Source organism: Streptomyces sp. NPDC020379, assembly GCF_044387105.1.
In the GTDB taxonomy this organism is placed as follows: Bacteria; Actinomycetota; Actinomycetes; order Streptomycetales; family Streptomycetaceae; genus Streptomyces.
In genome coordinates this window covers 202,907-223,925 of sequence record NZ_JBIRVR010000012.1, presented here as the reverse complement: position 1 = coordinate 223,925, position 21,019 = coordinate 202,907, and the positions used below count along the sequence as shown (strand labels likewise).

The following is a 21,019-nucleotide window of genomic DNA, read 5'->3' as shown; positions in this document are numbered from 1 at the left end:
CGGATACGCTGCCGTACATGAACGGCAGCGGAACCGCACCGACTCCGTCCCCCCGCTCCACCTACCGCAGGCTCAGCGTCGAGGAACGCCGCACCCAGCTGATCGCCGCCGCGCTCGCGCTCTTCGCGCACCGCGCGCCCGAGGACGTCTCCCTGGACGAGGTCGCGGCCGCCGCCGAGGTGTCACGGCCGCTCGTCTACCGCTACTTCCCCGGCGGCAAGCCCCAGCTCTACGAGGCCGCGCTGCGCAGCGCCGCGGACGATCTCCAACTGTGCTTCGCCGAACCGCAGTCCGGCCCGCTCACCGGCCGGCTGTCCGCCGCCCTCGACCGCTACCTCGGCTTCGTCGACCAGCACGACGCGGGCTTCAGCGCCCTGCTCCAGGGCGGCAGCGTCGTCGAGACCTCCCGCACGGGCGCGATCGTCGACGGCGTCCGCCGGGCCGCCGCCGAGCAGGTCCTCACCCACCTGCGGGTCCGCCGGCCGGGCCCCCGGCTGCGGATGATGGTCCGCACATGGATCACGGCGGTCGAGGCGGCGTCCCTGATCTGGCTGGACGAGGGCAAGCAGCCGCCGCTGCCCGAGCTGCGCGACTGGCTGGTCGACGAGTTCCTGGCCCTCCTGCTGGCCACCGGGGCGGGCGACGAGCAGGTGGGCCGGGTGGTCGAGGCCGTCCTGTCCCTGGAGGCACCGGACGGCCGCGCGGGAACGCTGGCGCGCCGCGTCACGCCGATGCTCTCGGCTGCGGAGCACCTGCTGCGGCGGCGGCCCCGGGCCGATGTCAGACCCCCCTCGTAGGCTCGTGAGCATGCTCGTGAACCGCGCTTTCGTACCGCCCGAGCTCGTCGACGGCCGCGAGGGGGGTGGCTGGCCCTGGACCGTGCCGTGTGTGAAGGAGCTCGTCGGTGAGGGGATCGCCTTCGACGCCCCGGTCACCTTCCTCGTCGGGGAGAACGGGTCGGGCAAGTCGACCGTCGTCGAGGCGATAGCGGAGGCGTACGGGCTGGACGGGCGCGGCGGCCGGGCCGGGCGGAAGTACGGGAACGACCGGCCGCCGTCGGTGCTCGGCGGCGCCGTGCGCCTGGACCTGACCTCGGCCGGCACCCGCATGATGACCGGCCCGCGGACGCGGAAGAAGGGCTATTTCCTGCGGGCCGAGACCGCGTTCGGCCTGATGGAGACGGTGTGGGGGCTGCCGGGCTACTGGGAGGAGAACACCTCGGAGATGAGCCACGGCGAGGGCTTCCTGACCGTCTTCGAGGCGATGTTCAAGCAGCCGGGGCTCTATGTGATGGACGAGCCGGAGGCGGCGCTGTCCTTCGCCTCCTGCCTGCGGCTCGTCGCGCTGATGCACCGGCTGGGCCGTTCGGGTGCCCAGGTGATCTGCGCGACCCACTCCCCCGTGCTCGCGTCGACGCCCGGCGCGCGGATCCTGGAGGTCGGGGAGCACGGCATCACGCCCGTGGAGTGGAGCGAGCTGCTGCTCGTCGACCACTGGCGGCGGTATCTGAGCGAGCCGGAGGCGTATCTCCGGCACCTCATACCGCGCGACGAGCGCGACTGACCCGCGCGGGCGGCCCTACGGACGCGGGACCCCGGCCGGGGCTGACGCAGACTGGTGGTGTGAGAAGCGAAGATACGCCCTTCGTGGGCGGCCCCCTGGACGGGCGCGTACTGCCGGTACTGCTCGGGCTCTCCGGGCACCCGCCGAAGACCTATGAGATCCCCGTGCCGGACGGAAACGGGGGGACCGAGGTCGTACATGTGTACAGACGTGTCCAGGCGGGCACGACGAAGCGGCTGGGGCTGCACAAGGGCTGGAAGTACGAGTACGACCCGGATGGCACCCCCGGCGGCGGCCTCACATGGCCCTGGTCGCGCCCCGGCGCGTAAGGCGGCCCGGACGGCGGTGGCGCGCGCCCGCCGAACGGGTGACGGCAGGGGAACCAGGGGGTGAGCAGGTTAGGCGGATTCGCCCACCCCACTGCCGTAACGGCGGCCACCATGGCACGATCCTCCTTGGGCTGACGATCACGCCCACGCATCGGAGGTGTGCCTGTGTCAGGACGGTTCGTGCGCGCTGTCTGCACGGCGGCGCTGATAGCCGGCGCCGCGTCGGTCGCGCTGCCCGCGCCCATGGCGTCGGCGGCCCCCGCCGACCCGCCCGACCAGCCCGTGAGCTCCCTGCTCTCCCAGCTCCAGTCGCTCTACCGCAAGACCGAGGAAGCGACGGAGAAGTACAACGCCACCGAGGAGCGCCTGAAGAAGCAGCGCGACCAGGTGAAGAAGATAGACGAGCAGCTGGCCGACGCGCGGATCGCGCTCACCGGCAGCCGGGACGCCGCCGGGCGGCTCGCCCGGGAGCAGTACCAGGGCAGCAGCGGCACCCTCTCCCCGTACATGGGCTTCCTCTTCAGCGCCGACCCCCAGCAGGCCCTCGACCGGGGCCACCAGCTCCAGCGGGCCGCCGGGCAGCGCGCCGCGACCGTCGGCCGGCTCACGGAGAACGAGAAGCGGGCCGCGGACCTCGCGGGCAAGGCGCAGGACGCCCTCAACGCCCAGCAGACACTCGCCGCCCAGCAGAAGCAACAGCGCGACGATGTGCGCAAGAGCCTCGACCAGGTCGAGAAGATGCTGGCCTCGCTCACCGGTGAGCAGCTCTCCGAGCTCCGCAAGCTGGAGCAGAAGGACATCGGCGAGGCCCAGCGCAAGCTGCTCGCCTCCGGGCGGCTCGGGAGATCGGCCATGCCGTCCGCCCTCGGCGGGAAGGCGCTGGAGTACGCGTACCAGCAGATAGGCAAGCCCTATGTGTGGGGCGCGGCCGGCCCCGAGTCCTTCGACTGCTCCGGCCTCACCTCGCAGGCATGGGCCCACGCGGGTGACATCATCCCGCGGACGAGCCAGGAGCAGTGGAAGTCCCTGCCGAAGGTGCCGCTGGACCGGATCCGCCCCGGTGACCTCGTGGTCTATTTCGAGGGGGCGACGCATGTCGCGATCTACATCGGCAACGGCCTCGTCATACAGGCACCCCGTCCCGGGGCGACGGTGAAGGTCTCGCCGATCGCGGCGAATCCGCTGCTGGGGGTGGTGCGGCCGGACGCGGATGCTCCGCCGTTGCGGGCCTACGATCCGCCGGCCGCCCTGCCGAGGGGTTCGGCGGGCGGGTCCGATGCGGGGTACGGGGGGTCGGGGGCGCCGTCCTGAGCGCTGGGGTGCGCGCGCCTGCGGCGGGCTTTTCCCCGGCCCCGCCCCTTCCCGAAACCGGGGAGACCCCGGACCCCCAGCAACACGCTTCGCGCGTTGTCCTCAAACGCCGGACGGGCTGAGTGTGCTGGTTATGGTCCGCACCATCAGCCCGTCCGGCGTTTGAGGACGCGCCCCCACGCGGCGGAGCCGCACATCAGACGCGGCCGGGAAGGGGCGGGGCCGGGGAAATGCCTCCCGCCACGCTCGCCACGTACCGCTCCGCCCGTTCCGCGTCGAAGAAGAAGCCTTCCAGATCCGACGGATCGTCGTAGCCACGGGCCAACCGGTCCGCCACGGCGTCGAAGCTGGCGGCCGCCGTCATCAGCGTCAGCACATGCTCCGGCACCGGGCCGAGCATCGCGTTCGTCCAGCGGGTCGTGTGCCGGGCGGATGCCCAGTGGCGGTCGAACGTGGCCCGCATCCACGCCTCGTCGAAGGGCGCCTCCCCCCGCTCCACGATCGACGCGAGGTAGGAGGCGGCGCACTTGGCGGCGGAGCTGGCGCCCTGGCCGGTGACGGGGTCGTCGGCGACGACCGTGTCCGCGACGCCCAGGACGAGGCCGCCCGAGGGCAGCCGGGCCACGGGGTGCCGGACGGTCGGGACGTGACGGGCTGCCAGCGTGGCGTTGGCGTCGGTCAGTTCGACCTCCGTGGCGCGCGCGTATTCCCAAGGGGCGAACCGTTCCAGCAGCTCCAGCGAGCGGGCCAGGTGCCCGCTCGGGCCCGCCGTCTCCCGGAAGACGTCCAGCGGGCCGCCGGGCAGGCCCTCCCAGAGCAGGAGGTCGGCGCGGCCGGAGAGGGTGAGGGTGGGGATGACGAAGAGCTCGCCGACGCCGGGGACGAGGGTGCAGCGGACCGCTTCGAGGGCGGGGTGCTCGGGGCGGGGGGCGAGCCCGTGCACACAGGCGACGGCGAGGGCGCGCTGCGGGGTGGAGTGCGGGGAGCGGGCCGCGTCCCGGCCGAACAGGGACGCCAGCTCGCCCCGGCCCACGGCGGCCAGCACCAGGTCGTAACGCCCGGCGAGGACGTCGAGGTCGGAGACGGTCGCGGCGTGGATGACGAGCCGGCCGCCGCGCTCGGCGAAGGTGTCCAGCCAGCCGGCCGTCTTGACCCGGCGGTCGACGGACTGCGCGCAGCCGTCGAGCCTGCCGAGCCAGTCGACCAGCCGGGTGCGGCCGCCGCTCTCCGTCTCGGGACCGGCCACCGAGACGCCGAGCCCCTCGATGCGCGGGGCCCGGTCCGTCCAGAAGTCCAGCCCGAGCTCGCTCTCGTGGCGCAGCGCCGTCGGGAAGAGGCACTGGGGTGCCATGATCCGGCCGGCCCGCACCTCGTCGGCGGTGCGGTGGGACATCAGGGTCACGTCGTACCCCTTGGCCTGGAGGCCGAGGGCCAGTTGGAGTCCGGACTGGCCCGCTCCGACGATGAGGATCCGGCGCATGGGTGAAGCTCCTTCGTACGGGCGTGGCGCCGCGCCGCACCGGGCGGGGTGTGGCGGTTATCCGGGTGTGGCGTCGAGGGCCCGGCCGACGAGGATCAGCAGGGTGTCGACGACCGCGACCCGCTGCCGGGCGTCCATCTGGATCAGGGGCACCTGGCGGGGCAGGGCGAGGGCCTCGCGCACCTCTTCCGGTTCGTGGCGCTCGGCGCCCTCGAACTGGTTGACGGCGACGATGTAGGGCAGGCCCGCGCTGTCGAAGTAGTCGAGGGCGGGGAAGCAGTCGGCCAGCCGCCGGGTGTCGGCCATGACGACCGCGCCGATGGCGCCGCGCACCAGGTCGTCCCACATGAACCAGAACCGCTCCTGGCCGGGGGTGCCGAAGAGATAGAGCACCAGGTCGGTGTCGAGGGTGATGCGCCCGAAGTCCATGGCGACCGTGGTCGTCGTCTTCTCCGGGGTGGCGCTGCGGTCGTCGACGGACTCGCCCGCGACCGTCATGACCGCCTCGGTCCGCAGCGGGGTGATCTCGGAGACGGAGCCGACGAAGGTCGTCTTGCCGACGCCGAAGCCGCCCGCCACGACGATCTTCGTGGCGTGCGGGGCGCGGCTGCGGTCGGTCTGCCAGCCGCGGGGGGTGTCGGGGGCGGCGGGCGGTCCCCCGCGCGTCGGGTCCTCGCTGCGCACGGCGAGGGCCGCCCTCCGGGGATCGGCTTCAGAGCCTGTGAAGTCCACCCAGCACCCTTTCCAGCAGCGCGCGGTCGGGCCGGCCCGTGCCGTGGCCCGTGTCGAAGACGCGGATCCTGCCCTGGTCGGCCAGTTCGAGGAGCAGCACCCGGACCACCCCCAGGGGCATTTTCAGCAGTGCGGCGATCTCCGCCACCGAGCGCAGCCGGAAGCAGAGTTCGACGATGGCGCGGGCCTCGGGCAGCGGCCGCACCTCAGGGACGGAGCGGGGCGGCAGCGGCGCGCCGCCGCCCGGTGGCTCCGGCTCGGGCGGTAGGTCTGGCGGTGCGTCGCCCGGGGCATCGTCCGGGGCGTCGAGCGCGGCCACGAACGTCTCCACGAGCAGCACCCGGCACCGGCGCGGCCGGCTGCCGGTGAGGGAGTAGGGGCGTACGCGGGCGGGTTTGCGGCAGAGCACCGCCTGGCTCATTCGACCGCCTCCACCGACTGCCGTAGCTCCCTGCGGAGTTCGGGGGTGAGCACGTGTCCGGCCCGGCCGACGAAGAGCGCCATCTGATAGGCGATGACGCTCATGTCGCAGTCGGGGTCCGCGTGCACGCCCAGGAGCGAGCCATCGCTGATCGTCATCACGAACAGGCTCCCGTCTTCCATGGCGACCATCGTCTGCTTGACGACGCCGCCGTCCATCAGGCAGGCGGCTCCCGTCGTCAGGCTGCCCAGGCCCGCCACGATCGTGGCGAGGTCGCCGGTGGAGCCGCGGGGTCCGGCGGGCCGGTCGAGGCCGGGCCGGGGGGTCCGCTCGGGGTCGGAGGAGAGCAGCAGCAGGCCGTCCGAGGAGACGACGGCGACGGACCGTACGCCCGGCACCTCGTCGACGAGACCGGCCAGCAGCCAGTGCAGGTTGCGGGCTTCGTGGCTCAGCCCGTAGACGGCGGGGCCGACAGGTGTGACGGGAGTCGCCTCCCGGGAAAATGCAGTCAACCGCGTGCCTCCTCGACAGTGCCGCCCTGAGCAGACGGCCCCGCTTGGTTCGATTCAGTGGTGCGTCCCGCGAACTCCGCCACGGCGTCGCGGCGTCCCTCGGCCGCGCCCCGCTGGAATCCGGCGAGCTTGCGCCGCAGGGCCTCCGCGTCGACGCCCTGGCGCAGCTGGGGCGCCTCGGCCCGCTGCGGTACGGACTGGGGGGTGCGGCGGGGCAGGCCGTTGCCGGTGACCTGGGCGGAGCCCTGGCCGGGGACGGTGGGCGCGAAGGCGGCGGGGTCGCCGAGCGCCGACGGCCGGGCGTGCCGTCCCACCACGGGTGCCGCGGGCGGCGGGCCGGTGGGCCGTATCCCGTCCGGGAGGTGGCCGGTGGGCGGATCCGCCGGGTGGACGGGCAGGGGGGAAAGGGGCGGCAGGGAGGCGGGGGCGGCGTGCGCGCGGTGCCGGCTCCCGGGCACCGGGGGCGCGCTGGTCTCGGCGATGGAGCCGGGGAGGTGGATCGGGGGTGCGGCCGCGGCGCCCGGTACGGGCGGGGTGTCGCCGAGGCCGGTGACGGTCGGGGGCCCGTCGGCCAGGAGCGCGGCGGGCAGCACGACGACGGCCGCGATGCCGCCCGTGGTCTGCTCGCGCAGCTGGACGCGGATGCCGTGCCGGGCGGCGAGCCGCGCGACCACGTACAGACCGAGGCCCGGCGCCTGGCCGGTGTCGGCCGGGTGGGCGTCCATGCCGCCCCGGGAGCGCCCCGCCCGTGCGGCCCCGCCCGCCGGGGCGGTGGGGGGCGGGCCGTCCGGGTCGGGGGCGGCGAGCAGGGCGTTGAACTCGGCGAGCCGGTCGGGGGCGATGCCGATGCCCTCGTCCTGCACGGACAGCGCGATGTCGCCGGTCTCCAGGAGCCAGCCGGAGAGCTGCACCTGGGCATCGGGCGGGGAGAACGTCGTGGCGTTCTCCAGGAGTTCGGCCACGAGGTGGCTGACGTCCTCGGACGCGTGGCCGAAGAGCCGGGCGTGCGGGGGCAGCGACTGGATACGGACGCGCTGATACCGCTCGATCTCGCCCGCCGAGGCCCGCAGGACGTCGAGCAGCGGTACGGGCTCGGGCCGCCCGGTGACGCTCTCGGTGCCCGCGAGGACGAGGAGATTCTCGCTGTTGCGGCGCATGCGGGTGGCGAGGTGGTCGAGCGTGAAGAGGGTCTCCAGGCGCTCGGGGTCGGTCTCGTGGGTCTCCATGCCCTCGATGACGGCGAGTTGACGCTCGACGAGGCCGAGGGTGCGCAGGGAGAGCCCGACGAAGAGGCCGCGGGCCCGCTCGGCCGCGTCACCGGGGTGCTCGGCGGTGCGGGCGGCCGCCTCCTCCGCCAGCTGCCCGGCGAGCTCCTGGTGCCGCTCACGCAGGGCGTCGTGCTCCTCGGCGAGCAGATGGCGGGCGGCGATGAGGCGGGTGCGCTCGCCTTCGAGGACGGCGATGCGCTCCTGCTGGCGGACGGCCGTCTCGTGGAGGAGGTCGACGGCCCGCGCGGTCTCGGCGAATTCGTCGTCGCGGCCCTTGAAGCCGATCGGCTTCTCGGCGACGGGGTCGGCGCAGACGCGGCGCGCGCCGAGCCGCAGCGAGGTGAGCGGCCGGGTGATGGAGCGGGCCGTCCGTACGCCGGTGAAGAGGGCGACGATCAGGCACGCGAGGAACAGCCCGGCGCGCAGCTCCAGCGCGGCGAGCGCGTCATGGCGCTGTGCCGCGGCGCGGTCGGCCTGATTGGCGGCGAGGTCGGACTCGGCCTGGCGCATCAGGTCCAGGCGGGAGCTGAGCGCCGAGCGCACGGGCTCGACGGGCTCGGCGGCCAGCTCCGCGGCGGTGACCTGGGGACGGGTGAGCCGCGTGGTGTGGTCCGCGGCGGCGGTGACATCGGGGCCGCTGACCGTACCGGCGTACGCCTCGCGGGACTTGGCGCTCGCCTGCCGGTCGAAATCGGCGAGCGCGTCCTTCTCCGCGGCGGCGGTGTGCTGGGCCGCGAAGACGAGGGCCGCGTCGCCGTGCGCGGCGATGGCGCCCAGCAGCAGGGCGCGGGTGGCGGAGTCCTCCTCGACGGCGCGGCCGAGGGCGGGGAGGGCCGCGGCGTCGCCCCCGGCGCCGCCGTGCAGGGCCACGGTGTCGGCGACGCCGTGCAGCGCCTGGACGATGCCGGTGTAGGCGGTGAAGACGGCCAGGGCGTCGTCACTGTCGAGCGCCTGGTGGCGTGCGGCGGTGAGGGCGTCGAGCCGGTCGCGCAGGGAGGCGGGGGCGGCCGGCCGGAAGTCCTCGATCTCCTGGTCCACATGGGCGCGTTGGGTCTTGATCGCGGCCGCTTCCGCCTTGTCGGACCGGCCGCCCGCGACGTACTGCGTCGCGGCGTCGCGCTCGTCCGCGAGGGAGTGGGCGAGGCCGAGGGCCGGTCCGTCGGCGTCGGCGAGGGCCGCGAGCCGCTCGGCGCGGCCTAGTTCGCGGGTGGCGTCCACGGCGCCGAAGGTGCTCGCCGCGAGCACGGTGAGGGCGGTGACCGCGACGGAGGCGGTCAGCCGGTTACGCACGCGGGCGGTGCGCTCCCGCACCGCCGAGGACTGCCGCTCCCGCTCGCCGCCCCGCGGCCGCTTCTTCCGCACCGGTGCTCTCATTCCACTCTCGCCTGCCCCACCCCTGGTACGGATTTGACCCTTTCAGCACCTCTGAGGAGAGGGTGCCCTTCGCCCACCCGGCCACTCGAACGAGTGAACCCAGTCCGGGAATTGACTCGCGATGCTTCACTCATCGCATACGGGCCAGGTCAGCACGTCACCTGGAGAACGCGGCATGTGCCTCCAGGATGCGCACCCGCACGACTTGATTTCCGGCATCCGGCACACTGGCCCCATGCGCATCGAACTCGCCACCCAGCCGGGGGATCCCCACCACCCGAACGAGGACTTTGCCTCCGTCGCCCTGCCGGCCTCGGGGCACGGTGGCGCGCTCGTACTGCTGGACGGGGTGACCCCGCCGCCCTCCGGGGACACCGGCTGCGCCCACGGTGTCCCCTGGTTCACCGCGCGGCTCGGCGGCGCCCTCCTGGAACTCGCCGTCTCACGCCCCGGTCACGCGCTCGCCGACTGCCTCGCGGAGGCGATCTCCCGCACGGCGGACGCCCATCGCGCCACGTGCGACCTCGCCCACCGCCGCACGCCCCAGGCCACCGTCGTCGTGGCTCGCTGGGACGACGAGCGCGTGGAGCATCTCGTCCTCTCCGACTCCGTCCTCCTCGTCGAGGCACCCGACGGCACGGTGAGGGCGGTCCTCGACGACCGCATCGACCGGCTGCGCGCACGGGGCCCCGTGACGGACGCGCAACGCAACGCGCCCGGCGGCTTCTTCACCGCCGCCGCCTCACCCTCGGTCGCCGAGCTGGCGGTGACGGGCGCCACCCCGCGCGCGTCCGTACGGTCGCTGGCGGCGCTCACGGACGGGGCGGGGCGATGGGTGGAGGTCTTCGGGGAGGGGGATTGGCCGGCGTGTTTCGGGCTGCTGTCGAAGGAGGGGCCGCAGGCGCTGATCGACGCGGTTCGCTGTGCGGAGTCGGATCCGGTGCGGCGGGGGTTGGTGCGGGGGAAGGGGCATGACGATGCGGCGGTGGTGTTCGCGGAGCTCTAGCCGTTGGCGGCGGTTCGGTCCCGGGGTGCGGCTCGGCTGCGCCTGCGGCGGGCTCTTTCCCCGGCCCCGCCCCTTCCCGAAACCGGGGCACGCGCCCCGGACCCCCGGCTGCGGATCCGTTGCCGCCTGCGGCGGAGAGCGCCCTTCGGGCGCGTCCTCAAACGCCGGACGGGCTGATTGTGCGGACCGTAGCCAGCGAATTCAGCCCGTCCGGCGTTTGAGGACGCGGCCGCAGGCCGCTCCCGCCGCAGGCGCAGCCGACCCGCACCCGAACGCCGCCCTACCCCTCCGCGCTCGCGTTCAACTGACGGAGCAGACGCGCCAGTTCGGCGATCTCCCGGGGATCCCAGTCCGAGAGCTTGCGCACATGATGAGCGCGTCGCGCGTCGCGGACGCGCGTGAAGCGGGCGCGGCCCTCGTCCGTGATGCGGACCAGGGACGCGCGGCCGTCGGCGGGGTCGGGGGTCCGGGCGACGAGCCCGAGGTCGCCGAGGGCGCGCAGCTGCCGGCTCATGGTCGCCTTGCCGACGCCGAAGTACGCCGCGAGATCCGTCGCACGCTGCTCCCCCGCGTCCTCCAGCCGGACGAGGAGGCCATAGGCGGCCGCCTCCAGTTCGGGGTGGACGGCGCGGGCCATCTCGCCGGAGGAGGCGCGGGCGCGGCGGAGGAAGACGGCCAGTTCGCGTTCCAGTGCGAGGTAAGCCTGGTCCACACCATTGCCGTCCTCGGGGTGCGGGGGAGTCGTCTGGTGCACGTCGAGGCCCTCTCCGGCTTTCCGGCTGCTGAAAATTTTCGTGGACCGCGGCACATAGCCGCAGCTCCGTAAGTATTTCGCAGGATGGGACCGGCAACAGCACCGCGTCCCTGTGAGGCCGACGCGTCCGTGCTCGATATTTTGGGTATGACATGGTCACACCAACGTAGTCGTGTCCTACGGCACTCCCCCCACACAGCTCCCCGGAGTCCGCCATGCCCGAGCTCAGACCCGCTCCGCCGCGCCGGCAGTCCCCCACGGCTGCCGGCGTCCGCATCCCCCTGCTCTCCCTGCTCACCGCCCTGCTGACCCTGGTCGTCGCACTGCCCGGCACCGCGCTCGCCGCCTCCCCCACGCCGGGCGGCAAGCGCCCCGCCCACCCCGAGCGGGACTGGCTCGGCTCCACCGTCCGCCGCCACGAGCCGCAGCCGGGCCGCACGCCTCCCCCCTCGCTCACCGCCTCCGTCGAGGGCGTCGACGTCAGCAGCCACAACGGGAACGTCCCCTGGTCCACGCTCTGGGACAGCGGCAACCGCTTCGCCTATGTGAAGGCCACCGAGGGCACGAGCTACACCAATCCGTATTTCGCCCAGCAGTACGACGGCTCCTACGACGCCGGAATGATCCGCGGCTCCTATCATTTCGCTCTGCCCGACAATTCCAGCGGCGCCGCCCAGGCCGCCTATTTCGCGACGCACGGCGGCGGCTGGTCCGGTGACGGCAAGACGCTGCCGGGGGTGCTCGACATCGAGTACAACCCCTACGGCTCGGTCTGCTACGGCATGAGCGGGAGCGCGCTGAGGAGCTGGATCGCGGACTTCCTCCGTACGTACCGCGCGCGCACCGGCCGCGACGCGATGATCTACACCGCGACGGGCTGGTGGAAGCAGTGCACCGGCAACTACGGCGGCTTCGGCTCCGTCAACCCCCTGTGGATCCCGCGCTACGGCTCGTCGGCCGGCGAGCTCCCGGCGGGCTGGGGCTTCCACACCGTCTGGCAGTACACCGACACCGGACCGACCGTCGGTGACCACAACCGCTTCAACGGCTCCTACAGCCGCCTCCAGGCACTGGCCGGCGGCTGAACCGCACCACCATCCGCCCGCAAGAGCGCCGGGCCCCCGCACATCGGCGGCGGGGGCCCGGTTCGTTGTCCCACCTCACGCGTCAGCCGCAGGAACCCGCCGGGCGGGTGCGGGTGACCAGGTCGGTGTAGCCGGTGGTGCCGTCGAGCCACACCACCTGCTTGCCGCCCACCGCCGCGGCCGACGACTGCTCACCGCGGTTGCAGGAGACCCGCGCCCGCGCGGGATCGGTCGAGCCGTCCGCCGCGAACTGGTAGAGCTTCGGCAGCGCCTCGTTGCCGGTCGCGGTCTCCGGCGGCAGCGAGGTGACCGTCACGGCGCTCTCCGAGGCCGTCAGGTCGAGGGGGAAGAGCGACTGCGGGCCCTGCTCCTTGCTGAGGTCGGTCACGCCCGTACCGTCGAGGTTCGCCCGCCGCACCGCCGAGCTCCCCTTGCCCTGGGCGTCGAACTCGTGCGCCAGCCAGAAGACGTGCGTGCCGTTGATGCCGGTCTGGCCGATCGCCGAGGGCCTGCGGTTCCCGCCCGTCCGCGTCACCGTGCCCGTCTTCGGGTCCAGCACCTCGGTGACGGACTGGAAGTCGTCGCCCTGCGAGGTGATCCGGGCATAGGCGATCCGGCCGCCGCCGACCGACGGCATGGCCGTCTCGGTGTCGTCGCGCCGGCCGTCCACCCAGGTCGGGGCCTTGTCACCGGGGCGCAGGTAGCCGACGTGGCGGGCACCGAAACCGCTCTGCTCCTCCAGGACCACGACGTCGCCCTCGACGCGCACCGCGTTGATCCCCGCGCTGGAATAGAGCTTCTTGACGGGTCCCCCCGCGAGCGGGCGGGACAGCACGTCCATGCCGTCCTTGCCGACCGCGACCCACACCACGGTCCTGCCGTCCGTGGCCGGGTAGGCGTGGTAGCGCCCGTCGTTGGGGCTGATCAGCTTCGGGGAGCCCGAGCCGTCCGCGCGGCCCGCCCAGATCGAGTACGCCTCGGAGCCGTCGTCGTTGGACCGCGACGCGGCCCACCAGCCGCCGCCCGCGCCCACGCCGGTGCCCGCGGTGTTCAGCCTGCCGGACAGCACGTCGGTGTCGACGCCGAGGGCCTGCTCCCAGTTGGGCACGATGCCACGGGCGTTGAAGGAGCGTGTGACGGTGTTCAGGTCCTTGGCAGAGACCCCGAGCGACTTCGCGGCGGCGATCACCGCCTCACGGCCCTCGGTGAAGCCGTCCAGCGGGGTCATGTACTCCGTGAGCGCCTTGTAGACGATCCTGTCCGCGAGCGTGCGGCCCACGTCCCGGCGGATGTTCCACAGCGCGCCGGAGAAGAGGGTGGAGTTCATGTGCACGCCACCGTTGTCGGTGGAGAAGCCCACGCCGACGAAGTTCTTGGACGTCGTCTTCCCGTCGTTCAGGTCACGGAAGGCGCACTGCCGCGGGGTCTTCGTACGGCAGAGGTCGCCGCCCAGCAGACCCGCGTCCGGGTCGTCCATGGACATGCCGGCGGCGTCCACGGCGATGGAGTTGCCGAAGTAGTCGGCGAGCGCCTCGTTGAGGGCGCCGGACTGGCCCGCGTAGACGAGGTCGGCGGAGTTCTCCACGACGCCGTGCGTCATCTCGTGGCCGACGACGTCGAGGTCGGCGGAGAGCGTCTTGTACTCCTCGTCGCCGCCGCCGTACACCATCTTGGTGCCGTCCCAGAAGGCGTTGACGTACGCGCCGCCGAACCGCGTCACGCCGACCAGGGAGTTGATGGCCATGCCGCGGCCGTCCAGGCTGTTCCGGCCGTGGACCTTCTTGTAGTAGTCGTAGACCTTGCCCGCCGCCCAGTGGGCGTCGACGGCGCCCGACTCGGTCGCGTCCTTGCCGAAGTTCGGGCCGGGCGAGCCGAACTCCTTGATGCCGGCGGGCCAGTTGCCGGACGCCTCGCTGACGTCCTTGCCGCGCGCGTCCCAGGTGGAGATCAGGTTCTTGGTGGAGTCCCACATCCGGGAGTAGTCGCGCATGACGTACTCGTTGCGGGCGGTGTCCTTGAAGAGCCCGAGCTCGACGGTGGTGCCGTCGTACTTCACGCCGGAGCCCGCGATGCCGGGGCTCACGCCGTCCGCGGGCTTCGCGGGGCTCTTCGCCGCGGCCGCGGCGGTCTTCGCGGACGCCGTGGCGGCGGACCTGCCCGTGCTTTCGTCCCCGAAGGTCTTGATGCCGCTGTACTGGAGCACCGGGAAGCCGGCCCTGGCGTCGATGTAGACCTCGCGCAGCACGGGCCGGCCGTCGGCCGGGTCGGTGCCGCGCACGGTGACGTGGTGTGTGAGGACGCCGGGCCCCTTGGGCACGACCACCAGGCCGCGCGCGGTGCCGCTCAGGGACCGCGCCGCCTTGGGCCCGGTGCCGAGCCAGGTGCCGCCGAGCTCGCGCAGCGTCGCCTCGACGGCCCGCCGCACCGCGAGCTCCTCGCTCACCTCGGCCTTGGTGCCGGCCTTCAGACCGGTGAAATACTTCCCGGAGGTGCCGGTGACGACGCGCTTGCCGTCCTTCTTCTCCATCCGTACGACGTACTGCCCGCCGAGGACGTCCACGCCCCCGTACTTCTGCTGGAGCCGGACGATCTCGTCCCGGCCCGAGGCCGCCGTCCGCACGGGCCGCAGATCGCGCCCCGGGGCCGCGATGTGATAGCGGCTCTGCTTGTCCGCGAGGTGTTCACGCGCGGCGTCGACCGCGCTGCCGCTCGCCCGCACGCCTTCCCGGATGCCGTCGACCAGGGAGGGGGTGGAGGTTCCCTTCCCCGGAATCACCTCACCGGGAGCCTTGGCGGACGCGGCGACGGCCTGCCCCGGCACCGCGCTCACGACAAGGGCGGCAACGCCCATCAGCGCTGCCGCCCCTGCTATGCCGCTCTTCGCGGCCGATCTGCCTGAACGTGCTCTGGATTTGCGCAAGGTTGATCCCCCTCGTACGTCCGGAACATGTGCGGTCGGGGCACATGCAACCGGTGGGACGAGGGTTGAACAATGATGCGTAAGGCCGTGGGGACGGCTTTCGGCCGTGCGGCGATCCGCTCAGTCGCGGGGGAACGATGAGGTACGCCGGAACGCCCGCCAGCGCGAAAGCATCCTTCTTCGGCCCGTAGTCATTCCTCGCGGTGTTCTTGGAAATCACCTCGGCGACGAACTCGACGTCCTCGTAATGCCGGCGCCCCTGGTGGTCCCGGACCGCCCCCTCCTTGAGCGCCGCCACATCACAGCAGAATCCGTTCAGATGGCCAGGGAAGTCGATACGAACGTCGGACGCGATACGGCTCTTGGGATACTGGGCCGACAGCTGCAAGGCGATGCCGAAGATAATCTGCCAGTGGGTTTGCCGTTGCCGCGACATGAAGATGGCCCCCTCGACGATCTCTGCCTTGTAGCGCTCGGGGAGAGGGAACCGCTCCAGCCAGTCGAACAGCATGTCCAGGCTGAGCTCATCGCTGTCGGCCATCTCGATCGCTCCTCCCCGCCACCCACGAACGTGGGCAGCGGGGTAGTGCAACGATATGCACGGGAAACGGACACGCGACCGAGGCCCGGCCCGCCCGCGTCAGCTGCCAGGACCTCCGGGGGAGGGGGAAGTTCACGTCGAACTTGACCGGAAAGCGTTGCGGGGGCGTGCCCGAAGTGAGCGCTGTTGGGCGCGGGTTCGTCGCCGCCTGCGGCGGGGCGCCCTGCGGGCACGGCAGGCGGCACCGCCCGGCATACCAAAGATCACGCCGGCAGAATGCTCGTCACCTGCCCCTGCGGAAAGTCCAGAGGATCGCCCTCCGCCCTGATGTCGCCGGCTCCGCCGCCCCGGCAGGGCGGCGACGGGGAGGGAATCATGGCGCCGGCGCTCGTCGCGGGGCTCGGGGCGGCGCACGCCACCGCGGCCGCTTCCGGCCGCTACGCGGCGCAGGCCGGGCACGCGGGGCTGACGGCCGCGCGGTCCGTCGCGCTCCAGTCCAATGACGCGGCACCTTGGCCCGGATGTACAACACCGGATGTACAGCAAGAGCCACCAACTCGTCTCCTCGACGCCACCGGCTCAGGTGAACGGCGGGTCGCACGACGCCCACGGCAACTGGCACCCGGTCCGGCACGTGAAGGTCCGCTGACCGGGCGGCGCGGGGAAACCGGTGCGGCCCCTGTCACGACGGCAGGGGCCGCACCGGTGCCGCTCGGGCTACGCCGCCATCACCACCTGCGAGGACGCCGGCTGGAGGGCGAGTTCCAGGACCTGGCGGACGTCCGCGACCGGGTGGACGTCGAGCGTGGAGAGGATCTCCTCCGGCACGTCGTCCAGGTCGGGCTCATTCCGCTTGGGGATGACGACCGTGGTCACCCCGGCCCTGTGCGCCGCGAGCAGCTTCTGCTTCACGCCGCCGACGGGCAGCACACGGCCGGTCAGCGAGACCTCGCCGGTCATCGCCACGTCGGGGCGCACCTGGCGGCCGGAGAGCAGGGAGGCGAGCGCCGTCGTCATCGTCACGCCCGCGCTCGGGCCGTCCTTGGGGACCGCGCCCGCGGGGACGTGGAGGTGGACGCCGCGCTCCTTGAAGTCGCCCACGGGGAGCTCCAGTTCGGCGCCGTGGGAGCGGAGGAAGGACAGCGCGATCTGCGCGGACTCCTTCATCACGTCGCCCAGCTGGCCGGTCAGGGTCAGGCCCGCGGCGCCCGTCTCGGGGTCGGCCAGCGACGCCTCCACGAAGAGGACGTCGCCGCCCGCCCCGGTGACCGCGAGGCCGGTCGCCACTCCCGGTACGGCCGTACGCCGCTCGGCCGGGTCCTGGGCGGATTCCGGCGTGTGGTGGGGGCGGCCGATCAGGGCGCGCAGATCGTCGGCGCCCAGGGTCACGGGCAGCTCGCGCTCGCCCAGTTCGTGCTGGGCGGCCACCTTGCGCAGCAGCCGGGAAAGGGCGCGCTCCAGGGTCCGTACGCCCGCCTCGCGGGTGTACTCGCCGGCCAGCTTGCGCAGTGCCTCGTCCGCCAGCCGCACCTCGTCGGCCGTCAGGCCGGCGCGCTCCAGCTGCCGGGGCAGCAGGTGGTCGCGGGCGATGACGACCTTCTCGTCCTCGGTGTAGCCGTCGAGACGGACGAGCTCCATGCGGTCGAGGAGGGCGTCGGGGATGGAGTCGAGGACGTTGGCCGTGGCCAGGAAGACGACGTCCGAGAGGTCGAGCTCGACCTCGAGGTAGTGGTCGCGGAAGGTGTGGTTCTGCGCCGGGTCCAGGACTTCGAGGAGGGCGGCCGCCGGGTCGCCGCGGAAGTCCGAGCCGACCTTGTCGATCTCGTCCAGGAGGACGACCGGGTTCATCGAGCCCGCCTCCTTGACGGCGCGGACGATACGGCCGGGGAGCGCGCCGACGTACGTGCGCCGGTGGCCGCGGATCTCCGCCTCGTCGCGCACGCCGCCGAGGGCGACCCGGACGAACTTGCGGCCCATGGCACGGGCCACGCTCTCCCCCAGCGAGGTCTTCCCGACGCCGGGCGGACCGACGAGCGCGAGCACCGCTCCCCCGCGTCGCCCGCCGATCACACCCAGCCCCCGGTCGGCACGCCGCTTGCGCACCGCCAGGTATTCGGTGATCCGTTCCTTGACGTCCGCGAGGCCCGCGTGATCCGCGTCGAGGACGGCCTTGGCGCCGGGGATGTCGTACGCGTCCTCGGTGCGCTCGTTCCAGGGCAGCTCCAGGACGGTGTCGAGCCAGGTGCGGATCCAGCCGCCCTCGGGGCTCTGGTCGGAGGCGCGCTCCAGCTTCTCGACCTCCTTGAGCGCGGCCTCGCGGACCTTCTCGGGCAGATCGGCGGCCTCGACGCGGGCGCGGTAGTCGTCCGGCTCGCTCTCCGGGTCACCGTTGAGGTCGGCGAGCTCCTTGCGGACGGCCTCCAGCTGGCGGCGGAGCAGGAACTCACGCTGCTGCTTGTCGACCCCCTCCTGCACGTCCTTGGCGATCGACTCGGCGACGTCCTGCTCGGCGAGGTGCTCGCTCAGCCAGGTGACGGCGAGCCGCAGCCGGGCCACCGGGTCGGCGGTCTCCAGCAGCTCGACGCGCTGGGCGACGGTGAGGAACGGGAGGTAACCGGAATTGTCGGCGAGCTGTGCCACGTCGTCGAGCTGCTGGACGCGGTCCACGACCTGCCAGGCACCGCGCTTGCGGAGCCAGCTGGTGGCGAGCGCCTTGTACTCCTTCATCAGCTCGGCGACCGCGCCGGGAAGGGGGTCGGGGGCGGTCTCCTCGATCCGGGTGCCCTCGACCCACAGCGCGGCCCCGGGCCCCGTCGTACCCGCCCCGATCCGGACGCGCCCCAGCCCTCGGATGAGCGCCCCGGGGTCCCCGTCGGAGAGCCGGCCGACCTGCTCCACGCGGCCGAGGGTGCCGGTGCCGACGTACGAACCGTCTACGCGCGGCACGAGCAGCACGAGCGGCTTGCCGGCCCCGTCACCCTCCCCGGCCCCGGCCTTGACCCCGGCCCCCGTCCCGTCCCCGGCAGCGGCTTGCGCGGCCTCGATGGCGGCTCGCACCTCGCTGTCGGAGAGGTCGAGAGGCACGACCATGCCCGGCAGTACGACCTCGTCGTCGAGGGGCAGGACGGGCAGGGTGAGCGGTGTGGACGTGAAAGCCATGATCTCCCCTTCGGCAGGCAAGTTGAGCTATGCCGACTCAATGCGTGAGGGGTGATGAATGTTCCCTCTGTTCGCTCTGGGCGATCGGGCTGGGGGTGGGGTGGGCGGAATCGTCCGTCGGAGGCGGATGCGGGTGCGTTTGCCGGGTGCGGGTTGTTTGCGCCTTGCGGTTCGGGTGGCCTCAAGCGCCGGCCGGGCTGGTTTGTGGGGGTTCGCCGTTGTCTGGTGCGGGTCCGTTGCCGCCTGCGGCGGAAGCGCCCTGCCGGGCTCGCTGTTGTCGGGTGCGGGTGTGTTGTGGTTGCGGTGGGGTGGCCTCAAGCGCCGGCCGGGCTGGGTTGGTGGTGGGTGCCGGGGGCGGGTCTTCCGGGCTGGGGACCTGGAACGCGGTGCGCTGCGGGTCACGCGCATGGAGTGCCCTGAAAACGCACCGCGTTCCAGAACCCCACCCTCCAGCCCCACCCCCTCCCACCGGAGGGCAAGTGCGGGGTGGCGGGGGCGCGCCATTCTTTTCTCTTTTCAGCCCGTCCGGCGCTTGAGGACAACGCGCGAAGCGTGTTGCGGGGGTCTGGGGGCTTGCCCCCAGTTTCGGGAAGGGGCGGGGCTGGGGAACAAACCAGCCCGTCCGGCGTTTGAGGACGCGGCCGCAGGCCGCTCCCGCCGCAGGCGGCGAACCGGCCCGCACGCCGGGGGCCTGGGGCACGCGCCCCCCACGCGGCGGAGCCGCACATCAGACGCAGCCGGGAAGGGGCGGGGCCGGGGAAAAAGCCCGCCGCAGGCGGCCACGCACCCCGCAGCCGGAGATCAGGGGCACACCCCAGCGCGGGGAGCGCGAAGCTGGGCCACAGCCCCCTCAGGCCCCCGCCGCCCCACCCCGGTCGCGGATGAAAGGGCCGCAAGCCATCCCCGTCAGCAGCGCTATCGGATGGCCCCAACTGGCCAGCGGATCCGCGAATTCGATCAAGTCCTGCGCGCAGAGAAGGACCGCGAAGCCGAGCAGCGCCCACCCCACCGGCCGGCGGAGGAGGACGGACAGGGCGCCTACGGAGGCCATCACGCCGAAGCTGATGCCGTAGTCGAGCCGGTGCAGCGATGCCTCCGGCAGGCGGCCCGCCGCGACCGCCCCGGCGACCGGGAGCTCCGTGGCGAGGGTGGCCAGGACATGGCCGAGGAGGAAGACACCCGCCGTGCGGGCGGGGCCTATGCGGCGTTCGAGCGAGCTGAGGACGACGGCGAAGAACAGGCCGTAGAGCGAATAGAGGCCGCCCGCCACCCACAGGGCACTGGCGACGAGGACCACGAGGGGCTGGTCGGCGAGGTGGGCGGCATCGGTGCTGGAGTCGCGCAGGAGCTGGTTGACGGTCGCCTCGTCGCCGAGTTCGGCGAAGAGCGCGGTCCCGAGCAGCACCAGTCCGTAGAGGAAGGTGAACGGCGTGCCGGTGGGGGTCGGCAGGACCCGCCGCGGCCAGCCCGGCCGGCGGAACCGGGGCCTGGTGGCCGTGGGAGCGACCGGCTCGCGTGGCGACGGGAGGCATACGGGCCCGGTGGCGGCCGGCGCGGCGGCCGGCACGGTCTCCGGCTCGGACGCGTGGCCGCCGCCAGGCGACATCGCGGGGTCAACCACAGTCACTCGGCCAGGCCCCTTTCCTGCTGCGCGATGGATCACGGGCGGCCCTGCCCCGGGCCTCACTCTCCGCCCTCACTGTGAACATTAAGGTCCCCAGTGGCCCGGCAAATCAACCTCTGGCCGTGACTCCCCTCACGAGCCTCAACCGAAGATCCGTCCGCTGCGTCCGCCGGGCCCCCGAGCTACGGAAGGCCCTGCCATGACCGATCAGGATGTCCGTCACGCGTCACCCGTCACCGTGGACCGCCGCGAGGGGCCGCACGGCGAGGTCGTCCTGCGCAGGAGGGGCGAGGTCTACGAGATCATCGCCAACGGCTGCTTCCTGATGGACACCTCCGACGGGCGCTCCGAGCGCCTTCTGGTCGACGCGGCCCTGGCCGCCCTGCCCGCCGGGCGGCGGGATCCGGCGGTGCTGATCGGCGGCCTGGGCGTCGGCTTCTCGCTGGCGCGGGCGGCCGAGGAGCCGCGCTGGGGGCGGATCTCCGTGGTGGAGCGCGAGGCGGCGGTGATCGACTGGCACCGGACCGGCCCGCTGGCCGCGTTCTCGGCACGGGCGCTGGCGGATGCCCGTACGGAGATCGTGCACACGGACCTCGTGCGGTACGTACGGACCGCCGCCGTCACCTACGACGCCCTGTGCCTGGACATCGACAACGGCCCCGGCTGGACCGTCACCGAGGACAACGGCGGGCTCTACTCCCCCGCCGGACTGCTGGCCTGCCGCGACCGGCTGGCGCCCGGCGGGGTGCTCGCCGTGTGGTCGGCGCGGCCGTCGGAGGCGTTCGAGGACGCGCTCCGGAATGCCGGGTTCGAAGGGGTAAGAACCGAAGAGATCGCCGTTGCCCGGGGCGTACCGGACGTAGTCCACCTCGCGCTTCGTGCCGCGTAGCCGTCCCCAGCCGCCTGCCCGTACTCTGCTTGCCACAGCCGCAGGACTGTG

General features: G+C 73.0%; 16 protein-coding genes and 1 pseudogene. 7 read left to right on the top strand and 10 right to left on the bottom strand.

What is annotated here, in order from left to right:
* Positions 1-17: 17 nt before the first annotated feature.
* The 4 genes from ACH427_RS18235 (at position 18) to ACH427_RS18220 (ending at position 3,203) form a co-directional block, all read left to right on the top strand.
* Positions 18-797, top strand: a complete 780-nt coding sequence (locus ACH427_RS18235; RefSeq protein ID WP_398870486.1) for a TetR/AcrR family transcriptional regulator — start codon at positions 18-20, stop codon at positions 795-797.
* Between the two features lie 10 nt (positions 798-807).
* A complete protein-coding gene (locus tag ACH427_RS18230) occupies positions 808-1,563 on the top strand; it encodes an AAA family ATPase (RefSeq protein ID WP_398870485.1) in 756 nt (251 codons plus the stop codon).
* 59 nt (positions 1,564-1,622) lie between these two features.
* Positions 1,623-1,892, top strand: coding sequence for a hypothetical protein (locus ACH427_RS18225; RefSeq protein WP_398870484.1), 270 nt, complete (start codon positions 1,623-1,625; stop codon positions 1,890-1,892).
* 165 nt (positions 1,893-2,057) lie between these two features.
* Complete coding sequence (locus ACH427_RS18220; RefSeq protein ID WP_398870483.1) at positions 2,058-3,203, top strand: NlpC/P60 family protein; 1,146 nt, start codon at positions 2,058-2,060, stop codon at positions 3,201-3,203.
* A gap of 196 nt (positions 3,204-3,399) precedes the next feature.
* Here the strand turns inward: ACH427_RS18220 and ACH427_RS18215 are convergent, their stop codons facing one another.
* The 5 genes from ACH427_RS18215 to ACH427_RS18195 are packed head-to-tail and all read right to left on the bottom strand — an operon-like array spanning position 3,400 to position 8,990.
* Complete coding sequence (locus tag ACH427_RS18215; protein ID WP_398870482.1) at positions 3,400-4,683, bottom strand: styrene monooxygenase/indole monooxygenase family protein; 1,284 nt, start codon at positions 4,681-4,683, stop codon at positions 3,400-3,402.
* Positions 4,684-4,740: 57 nt separating this feature from the next.
* Positions 4,741-5,367: a GTP-binding protein gene (locus tag ACH427_RS18210; protein WP_398870509.1), complete on the bottom strand. Its 627-nt coding sequence runs from the start codon at positions 5,365-5,367 to the stop codon at positions 4,741-4,743.
* A 28-nt stretch (positions 5,368-5,395) separates the two neighbouring features.
* Positions 5,396-5,836, bottom strand: coding sequence for a DUF742 domain-containing protein (locus tag ACH427_RS18205; protein WP_398870481.1), 441 nt, complete (start codon positions 5,834-5,836; stop codon positions 5,396-5,398).
* A complete protein-coding gene (locus ACH427_RS18200; RefSeq protein WP_398870480.1) occupies positions 5,833-6,348 on the bottom strand; it encodes a roadblock/LC7 domain-containing protein in 516 nt (171 codons plus the stop codon). Before ACH427_RS18200 ends, ACH427_RS18205 begins: the two co-directional genes overlap by 4 nt.
* Positions 6,345-8,990 carry a nitrate- and nitrite sensing domain-containing protein gene (locus ACH427_RS18195; protein WP_398870479.1) on the bottom strand — a complete coding sequence of 882 codons (2,646 nt, stop codon included), beginning with the start codon at positions 8,988-8,990 and terminating at the stop codon, positions 6,345-6,347. The genes ACH427_RS18200 and ACH427_RS18195 overlap by 4 nt, the downstream gene beginning before the upstream one ends.
* Positions 8,991-9,225: 235 nt before the next feature.
* On the opposite strand from ACH427_RS18195, the gene ACH427_RS18190 reads away from it, so the two are divergent.
* Positions 9,226-9,996, top strand: coding sequence for a hypothetical protein (locus tag ACH427_RS18190; protein ID WP_398870478.1), 771 nt, complete (start codon positions 9,226-9,228; stop codon positions 9,994-9,996).
* Positions 9,997-10,276: 280 nt separating this feature from the next.
* Here the strand turns inward: ACH427_RS18190 and ACH427_RS18185 are convergent, their stop codons facing one another.
* A complete protein-coding gene (locus ACH427_RS18185; protein WP_398870477.1) occupies positions 10,277-10,750 on the bottom strand; it encodes a MarR family winged helix-turn-helix transcriptional regulator in 474 nt (157 codons plus the stop codon).
* 215 nt (positions 10,751-10,965) lie between these two features.
* Between ACH427_RS18185 and ACH427_RS18180 the strand changes: the two genes are divergently transcribed.
* Positions 10,966-11,835, top strand: coding sequence for a lysozyme (locus ACH427_RS18180; RefSeq protein WP_398870476.1), 870 nt, complete (start codon positions 10,966-10,968; stop codon positions 11,833-11,835).
* 82 nt (positions 11,836-11,917) lie between these two features.
* On the opposite strand, the gene ACH427_RS18175 is transcribed toward ACH427_RS18180, so the two are convergent.
* From ACH427_RS18175 to ACH427_RS18160, 4 genes and pseudogenes are all read right to left on the bottom strand, one after another.
* Positions 11,918-14,686, bottom strand: a complete 2,769-nt coding sequence (locus ACH427_RS18175; RefSeq protein WP_398870475.1) for a M4 family metallopeptidase — start codon at positions 14,684-14,686, stop codon at positions 11,918-11,920.
* A gap of 196 nt (positions 14,687-14,882) precedes the next feature.
* Positions 14,883-15,296, bottom strand: a pseudogene (locus ACH427_RS18170) (Uma2 family endonuclease); the annotation flags it as partial.
* 717 nt (positions 15,297-16,013) lie between these two features.
* On the bottom strand, positions 16,014-18,455 hold the full coding sequence (gene lon / locus ACH427_RS18165; protein WP_398870474.1) for an endopeptidase La: 2,442 nt from the start codon (positions 18,453-18,455) through the stop codon (positions 16,014-16,016).
* Positions 18,456-19,305: 850 nt separating this feature from the next.
* The gene (locus ACH427_RS18160; protein ID WP_398870473.1) at positions 19,306-20,082 is read right to left on the bottom strand and encodes a rhomboid-like protein; all 777 of its coding nucleotides are present in this window, start codon (positions 20,080-20,082) and stop codon (positions 19,306-19,308) included.
* Between the two features lie 196 nt (positions 20,083-20,278).
* Between ACH427_RS18160 and ACH427_RS18155 the strand changes: the two genes are divergently transcribed.
* Complete coding sequence (locus tag ACH427_RS18155; protein WP_398870472.1) at positions 20,279-20,968, top strand: spermidine synthase; 690 nt, start codon at positions 20,279-20,281, stop codon at positions 20,966-20,968.
* Positions 20,969-21,019: the final 51 nt, after the last annotated feature.